The sequence below is a fragment of the candidate division KSB1 bacterium genome, from assembly GCA_022562085.1.
GTDB lineage: Bacteria > Zhuqueibacterota > Zhuqueibacteria > Oceanimicrobiales > Oceanimicrobiaceae > Oceanimicrobium.
In genome coordinates, this window is the sequence record JADFPY010000209.1 from 1 (window position 1) to 7,948 (window position 7,948).

5 protein-coding genes and 4 tRNA genes are annotated in these 7,948 nt (G+C 42.6%); 6 read left to right on the forward strand and 3 right to left on the reverse strand.

Annotation, left to right across the window (positions count from 1 at the left end):
* Positions 1–60 precede the first annotated feature (60 nt).
* Both IH879_15525 and IH879_15530 read left to right on the forward strand, forming a co-directional pair.
* Positions 61–1,740 (forward strand): hypothetical protein, encoded by a 1,680-nt coding sequence (locus IH879_15525; protein ID MCH7676341.1) that lies wholly within the window; start codon positions 61–63, stop codon positions 1,738–1,740.
* 54 nt (positions 1,741–1,794) lie between these two features.
* Entirely contained in the window at positions 1,795–2,721 is a 927-nt protein-coding gene (locus IH879_15530; GenBank protein MCH7676342.1) for a hypothetical protein, read from the forward strand.
* A 127-nt stretch (positions 2,722–2,848) separates the two neighbouring features.
* Here the strand turns inward: IH879_15530 and IH879_15535 are convergent, their stop codons facing one another.
* Both IH879_15535 and IH879_15540 read right to left on the reverse strand, forming a co-directional pair.
* Entirely contained in the window at positions 2,849–4,327 is a 1,479-nt protein-coding gene (locus IH879_15535; GenBank protein MCH7676343.1) for a sodium:solute symporter family protein, read from the reverse strand.
* A 12-nt stretch (positions 4,328–4,339) separates the two neighbouring features.
* Positions 4,340–4,909: a cob(I)yrinic acid a,c-diamide adenosyltransferase gene (locus IH879_15540; GenBank protein ID MCH7676344.1), complete on the reverse strand. Its 570-nt coding sequence runs from the start codon at positions 4,907–4,909 to the stop codon at positions 4,340–4,342.
* A 122-nt stretch (positions 4,910–5,031) separates the two neighbouring features.
* On the opposite strand from IH879_15540, the gene IH879_15545 reads away from it, so the two are divergent.
* From IH879_15545 to IH879_15560, 4 genes are all read left to right on the forward strand, one after another.
* A tRNA-Ala gene (locus tag IH879_15545) sits at positions 5,032–5,108 on the forward strand.
* Positions 5,109–5,655: 547 nt separating this feature from the next.
* Positions 5,656–5,728 (forward strand) — tRNA-Gly (locus tag IH879_15550).
* 53 nt (positions 5,729–5,781) lie between these two features.
* A tRNA-Cys gene (locus IH879_15555) sits at positions 5,782–5,854 on the forward strand.
* 172 nt (positions 5,855–6,026) lie between these two features.
* Positions 6,027–6,113: transfer RNA gene (locus tag IH879_15560), tRNA-Leu, on the forward strand.
* A 274-nt stretch (positions 6,114–6,387) separates the two neighbouring features.
* On the opposite strand, the gene IH879_15565 is transcribed toward IH879_15560, so the two are convergent.
* The coding region (locus tag IH879_15565; protein ID MCH7676345.1) for a peptidylprolyl isomerase at positions 6,388–7,948 on the reverse strand (1,561 nt) is incomplete at its 5' end.

Consider the following 7,948-nt stretch of genomic DNA (forward strand, 5'->3'; position numbering starts at 1 on the left):
CTTATTAGCTTCAAAGGAATTCAACAAAGCATCGTAGAACTTTTGGACCAGGGAAAAACCTTGTGCCAGCAGAAAAGACCGGAGGCGGTAGAAAAGTTTGATGAAGTCCTGAACCTGGATCCGGAGCACGAAGAGGCCAAACGGTTAAAACAAGAATGCCAGGAGAATATTGATAATGTAGCGACGGTTCTGGTTGACAAACCCAAGAAAAGACCCGCGAAAGAAGCACCCAAAAAAGCAGTTGCGAAACCCACAGCACCTCCCCTGAAGCGAAGTCGAAAAGGAGTCTTTGTTTTAGTGATGGTTCTTTTGCTTGGTGTTGCCGGGGCATTTGTTTATCGAGAACAACTTAAAGATTTTATAAATCAAACTATTTCCGAAAAGCCGGAAATTGCCGCAAAAGTGCCAACTTCTCTTGAAACTGCCCAACAAGAAATGATTCAGGCTAAGTCTTTAGCCGAGCAAAATCAGGCTTCTATAAATTCTCTGGAGGTTTTTAGGGTCGCTATTAATTTTGAAGAACGGGCGATTGAAGCGGAAAAAGCTAATAAATTTTCTGAGGCCGAGAGATTATTTTCTGAAGCTGGAGTTAAATACTCAGAGGCAGCAAAGGCGGCATCAAAGAAATTAGATATCGCATCATTTGAGAAGTCAGCGACAAAAGCAAAGCAGAGCGCTTTGAGTGCCGACAAAAAAGCTCTAAAAGATGGAGCCAGCAATGTGGCTTCATACAAAAAGGCCAAGAACCTGTTGGCAAGCGCTGATAAAGAGCTCGAACAAGGAAAATACGAATCTGCAGGTTCGACATTTGCTTCTGCAGAGTCCTTTTTTAATAAAGCAATAAAAGAGGCTGCTGATCTTAGAAGAAAAAAGATGAGCAATACCCAACTCCTCGCTCAAGTAAATGACGCACAGGAAGAAGCAACTCGAGCCAAGTCAGAAGCTGATCGGACCAATGCCAAGTCATTGTCGAGTGAAGCATATAAATATGCTTCAAATAAAGAAGGAGAAGGGGAAAAATATCTGGCTAAAAAAAATTATTCTAAAGCAATCGAATTTTTTCAAGATGCAGCCCTGGGATATGGAACAGCCTTCAGTGAAAAAAGCGCCGCGGATAAAGCCCAGAAACTTTTTCAACAGGGCAATTATACACAAAGCCTGAAAGAGTTGGACGCTGTTTTCGTAAGCACTCCTTATAATGGAGAAAATAAGAAAGCCAGAAAGTTGTATACAGATATCCAGCGGGCACAATTTAATCTTGAACAAAAAATCGAGGACGCAAAATCAGCTTCTAATCGTGGAGATTTGACATCAGCGCTGGCGTTTCTTAATGCGTTACCGGATCGCGACAAAGAAATCTTTGAAGTACGCAATTTGAAAAAAACAATTATTGCCCAAGATCAGACCCCGCCGGTTATTCAACATACGGCGGATAAAGACTACGATCCGCAAGAGCCGATCAAAATAAGCGCGACAGGGCAAGATAATCTTGAAATGAAAGAAGTTACTTTGTATTATGTTAAAAAAGGCACAAAGACTTACTCGCAAGGTACCATGCAGCTAATAGGAAGGGGCGTTTATGACTTTATGATTCCACAGGAGTATCACAAGGGTAAAGAAATCCGATATTACTTTGTTGCCCTGGATGCGAATAGCAATAAAAAAAATCTTGCTACTCAAAAGAAACCATACAAAATAAAAAGCAGGAGTAAAAAAAGCAACATTCCGCAAATACCCTAAATCTATACAAAAAATATTTTATAACGGAGGAATATTCATAAAAAGGAGGGACCGATGAGAAAAGTTTTATTATTTAGCTTTCTTTTCATTTTTTTTGTAAGCCCCGGGTTTGTTTTAAGCCAGGATGGATCCAGGGTCGGAATTAACCTGGGGATTTCTTCCTGGTTCAATAACTGTGATGTGCCAGCCGGTGGACAGAATAGTGGATTGGAGCCTGCTTTTGGGCCAAATTTTACTTTAAATTTTGGTAAATTTCGAGTCGGTGGCACGTTCTATTTTGGGAAATTTGACATTGGTCCGGAGGATGGCGTTCAGCAAACCAAAGACTCCAATGGCAACGTTACGTCCGTGAGTTTTATTAATGATGAATCGAAAAAGAGAGGATTTACATCACTTGGCGATACAAAAAGAATTGACTTTACTTTAAACGCGGGCTATGCATTCAGTAGGTATGCTACTCTTTCGTTTAGTCTTGTAGTCAATAGACATGAGGTAGATTTAGCGACATATTGGTTTCCCACAGCTGCGAATGGAATCATCACTAATCTTCCGATTGACCGGGCAATACCTTTCTCCTATACCGATACCCAATACTGGTTAGGACAACATTTTGGTGGATCCATCCCGGTAGAAACTGTATCTGCCCGCTTTTCGATTTTTTATGGCCTCGGACTTTTAGTCATTCTTGGTGAATCCGGAAATAGCAAAATCGGAACCTCGGAATTTGATAGCCCACGACTCTCATATACTAACGAGGAGGGTGGCATAGCTGGGCCAGGAGCTGCGAGGGACTTAGGAACCCGACCCTTTGGCGAAAATGTCGGGGTTACTTTTAATGTAGGAGCGGGTTTCCAATTGTTGAATAATGTTGGTGTTTATGGCGGTTATAATCTTAAGTTCTTTTCGGAAGACGAGACTGATTTCATCGACAATTCAAAATTTCATGGACCTTTCTTCGGGATTAACTTTACAGTGAAATAGCGACCGCTGATTTTTTAGAAAGACTTCAAGGCCTGCCTTGTGGCGGGCCTTTTTTATTTCTTTAATTCATTAAATTGGGACTCAACCTCAAATGACATCAGATTTTTTTCTATACGCTGACTGAATATCACCGGGTAGCCGATTGCCGAATTTTTTTAGTAGCTGAGTATGCAACAAAGCTTACTAAAAATCCCCACATTATATATCCCAATCCCGTGTCAGACAGCCACTCGGGTTGAAACGGTTGTAAGATTCCATTTTTCTCCAAAAAATAAAATATAAAAGTGCTAATGAAGCCTGCCGTGGCTGCACTTTGAACTTGCACCTTGGTTGCATTTTTTCGAAAAAGGGCAATCATCGGGATAAATATTGTGGTGGTTAAGATACCGGAAGAGAGATAAAAAATATCCCACAGCGAATCAGTGAAAAGCGCATAGATATAAGCTAACATGACCGCCCCCGCCGACATTACCCGTGCGACAATTCTGAGATCAACTGTTTTCTTCCTTTTTGCCAGATAGGGTTCAATAATATCATAAGAGAGCGATAAAGCCATGACATTGCTGCAAGTGTCGATCGTAGACATTGCTGCCGCAGAGAGTCCGACGATTAGTAGGGCAGTTAAGAGTGCGGGTGAATGGTCTCTAATCAACAGTGCGAATATGGCATCGCCGTCATTTAACTCGGAAGGAATCTCAGCGCCGTTTGGAGGATAGAGATAGAGGGCTGCAAGACCGATGAGCACGGGTAGACCGGCCATAAAAACCACAGAATTAAAAGCGGCGATAGTCACCCCTTTACGAGCAGTGGTATTTGTTTTTGATGCTTGCAGACGAAGCCAGATATCCGTTTCAACTACCCAACCGGGCAAATATGCCAGCAGAGTCAAGGCAATCAATGCAGGTCCAACTGCAAACATTGAAAGCGCAGACGAATCGGATTTTGGCGGTGAGGGTAGGGTGTTGAAAACCTCGACGAGGGAGTCTTGAGCTAAAACAGCCTTTCCGGAAACCCATGAAATACTTATGACAAAAAAGGCGACGAGTGCAAATTGTAATTTATCCGTGGTAACCACGGCTGCAAATCCACCCAAGAAAGAATAAAGAGCCACGACCACGGCTATGAATGCCAGAATCAGATGAAAAGAAACATCCAGAATCGGTGAGAGTATTTTTGCGGCAGCAAAAAGTTCTGCGCCGCCCCAAACCAAAAATACGAATGCAAGAGGCAGCGCTAAATAAGCGCGGGCGCTTTGACCGAATCGCTGGGCGACCATTTCCGGCTGTGAGAAGGCAGGTAACTTGCGAAAATGTGGAGTCAAAATATAGTAAAATACCATGACAATGAGCCACGGAATGGCCAGAAGCCACAGTGCACTTAAACCGTACCAGTAGACCAATTGTACCGCATAAACACACGACCAGCTGATCGACATGAAGCTGGCTGAAATAGAGAGACCAGTTGCCCAGGGGCCGAGGGATTTGCCGGCCGCCCAAAAATCAACATCGACTTCAGAAGCAGGTTGTTTGGATCGATAGCTTCGCCAACCCAGGTAAACAACAAATACTGCATAAAGAATAAAACCTAGCCAGTAAATTGGAATCATGTTAGAAAAAAGCTACTTACTTTCTTTTTGCCAGTAGACATCGTCCATATTATTTTTAAAATTCTCAAATCTCGCTAGGACAAACAATGTGTCAGAAAGCCGGTTCAAGTACTTTAAGGCGGATTTGCCAATCTCTTCTTTTTTGGAGAGACTCACGACAAGCGTTTCAGCGCGGCGGCAAACACAGCGCGCCTGGTGTAAAAAAGCCGAAACTTTGGTACCACCGGGAAGAATAAAATCTTCCAGGGGCTTTAATTCTTCGTTCAGCCGATCCATTGATTTTTCTAATGCTGTAACCTGGTTTGCTTCAATTTGCTGCATCTCCCATTTTTGTTTATCTTCTTCAAGAACACAAAGGTCACCACCGAGAGTGAAAAGCTCATGCTGGATTTTTGTGAGAGTCGCTTTGACTTCAGCGATGGGTTCAAAAGAAATTGCGATCCCGATCACCGAGTTCAATTCATCAACAGTGCCATAGGCCTGAATTCTGATTGAGTCTTTGGCGACTTCCTGGCCGCCGCCTAATCGAGTCGTCCCTTTGTCCCCTTGTTTGGTATAAACTTTTGTAATTCTAAGACCCATTGTTTATTCTCCTTCTCGTAGGAAACTTCATTTATTGCTAGGGTGCGATGAGTCGGATCTGTAGGTGAGAGGTTTTAACCCTTGACTTTTATGCGATTTTTATGTATTATTATGCCTGACAAGGGGCCGTAGCTCAGTTTGGGAGAGCGCATGACTGGCAGTCATGAGGTCGAGGGTTCGATCCCCTTCGGCTCCACCAAACAGCCTTTAGACAGTGCGCTTAGGGCTGTATTTATTGATCATTAATTCCGCTTGAGGAAACCGACAGTTATAAAACTATATAAATTCCTGCCGCACTTGTTTTCACACGAAAATTGTTTAAAAATACGTTGAGAATCCTGGTCATTTTTTACTATAAACTTTTTAACATTGCCGCAAGCTTCACACGTAATTATAAATTCCTTAACGTCGATCGTCTCCATGTCGCAAGCTCCTTCAGATCATCGGGTTTAACTCAAAGTGTTCTGGTAAATATATGAAATTTTTATTGATGTTAAAAGAAAAAACTTTTAAAATTTTTTGTTTGAGATTCTGAGGTTTTAGTCATGTTAAAAATTGCCGTTATTTCAATATTGCTTCTTATCGCATTTTTGTATAGCAGAAAAGGCCGAGCCTTGCACGAATCAGTCCGAAAAAAAAGAAGGCGAATCTTGGATAGGCTTTCCGGATATAACCGCGATTAGACTGAAAAAATATGTTGCATACTTATTATATTTTTGGTATCTTTCGGCTCTTTAATGAAATTAGCGGGAGTAGCTCAGTTGGTAGAGCATCACCTTGCCAAGGTGAATGTCGCGAGTTCGAGTCTCGTCTCCCGCTCTAATGAATAGATCAGGGTTTCACGGCTCTGATTTTTTTGTTCTACTTATGCTGGCGGCGTAGCCAAGTGGCTAAGGCGGAGGTCTGCAAAACCTCTATTCATCGGTTCGAGTCCGATCGCCGCCTCTAAGCAATGTGATCTCTAAATATCATCGCAATGTGGATTATAGTGTTTGTGTGTTCGAGTGTTCAGGTGCTAATATCCTGAAATTAATCAACTTGATAAAATACGTAAACACTTTAACACCTGAACACTTTATATTGCCCGGTTGTTTAGGAAACGTTGCCCTAGTTGGTGGCCGGGGTGGCGAAATTTGGTAGACGCAAGGGACTTAAAATCCCTCGGAGACTTGTCTCCGTGCCGGTTCGAGTCCGGCCCTCGGCACTTAAATTGGGACTAAATCAAAATGAAATTTCGGCATCCTTTGTTTTTAGCTATTTTAGGGTCTATCGGCCCAACGAGGTGATTCGAGTTGGTTTTGATCTCGACAGAGCCCATTTTTTCGTTTCTCAAACGCAAGAAGAATTACATAATATATAGGGTTACCCCCATTTTTCAAACGCCTCCAAGATTGAGGACAAGTTGAGGGCTTTTATTCCATTTGATTGTACTCACCGTGATGTATTTCTGGAGTGAGCATTGAAACACTTTTAGAATTTTAGAAGCGCGGTGCCACAAACATCTCAACTCTTCTGCCTTTAGCGAATTCATCTGTCGTTTGAATCCTGCCCAGGAATTTTTCTTTAATTTCAATTTTGTATTCTTCTTTTAAGTTATCTATAAAATCCGTTAAAACTTTATTTTGTTTGGCTGCAAGGGCATCTTCCTGCACTTGTTTCTTGACTTCTTGCAAGGTTCTGTACCGTTTTGCTTTTTTTTCGAAAACCTTGAAAATAGAAAAGCCAGGTCCGTATGTAGGATCATCTATTTCATAAGGCCCTGCAAGGTCACCCGCGTTCTTTGCCAAAGCCATCTTACCGATTTTACCGTGCATCCCTGCGCCAAAAAATCCGAACTCACCTCCTTTAGATGCAGCCCACTTTCGCAAGGAATTTTTCTTGGCTAGTTCGCCAAAGTTTTCTCCTGTCTTGATTCGCTTCAGAAGATCATTTGCGAGACTTTCATCGTTTACGAATATTTCCCGGATATTGACCCTTACCGGTTCGACGTATTTTGCTTTGTTTTTCGCGTGAAACTCATTCATCTCTTTCTCTGACACGGTGACTGTGTCTAAGAGCATTTTGCGCATTTTGTTGAAAACTAGGTCCTCTTTCCAACGTCGAACCTCATCTTTCACGTATTTGCTATTTTGCAAGCCTCTTTTGTAACCTTCCTGTGCCAGAAACTCATCCCTGACCATTCTGGCTACCACATCCTTTAGATTTGCTCTACTGGTCATGGTAGGTCTGGCATCAGGATGAACTGATTTCAACTTTTCCAGGAAATCTCCAATTGTCCACCGCCCACCATCAAATTCTACAATCACCTCTTGTAAATGTTCGTCTACACTGTGCCTGATTTCTCCTATTTCAGAATCCCGGAGTTTTGGCGCCTCTGCAGGCAGGAGTGAGTTCGCATGTGGCTTCGCCTTGTCCACCAGAAAAAGGATAGAAGGCCCGTACACGCGAACATGCCGCGGATTCATAAAATCCTTAATGTATTTATCAGCTATCCTGGTTTCTTTTCGACGACGAATGATTTTCCCCAGTTTATATTTGCTCCTTGCGAATTGATTTTCGGTGAGAATAGCATTTTGCTTTCTTTCCTCTACTTTTATAATGTGATAAGCCCATTTGGACTTCACGGGCTCTGAAATCTGACCAATTTTCAGAGAAAAGGCCGCCTGTTCAATGGCTTCATCCATGTCTCCGAAGCTGATATAACCCAGATCGCCGCCATTGCTTGCAAGTACTGAATCTTTGAACGCTCTCCCGGCCAAATCATAGAAACTTCCACCATTAAGAAGTTTTTCCCTGAATTGCATTGCATCTTCCCGGGTTTTGGCAGGCAAGTGGCGGACTCGGACAGTCGTCTCCGATTTTTCGAATGCATCTCTCAGTTCCTCGTCCGCGATATCCACCTTGCCTCGAACTACTTCGCGGTAAAGTTGTTGTCTGATAGCTTTCTCTTCATACCATTTTAATGGAATGAATACTTTTTTATCCTGGTCCAGGCCTCGTTTTAGGCCTTCAAGCGCCATCAGCTTTTTATCAATCATC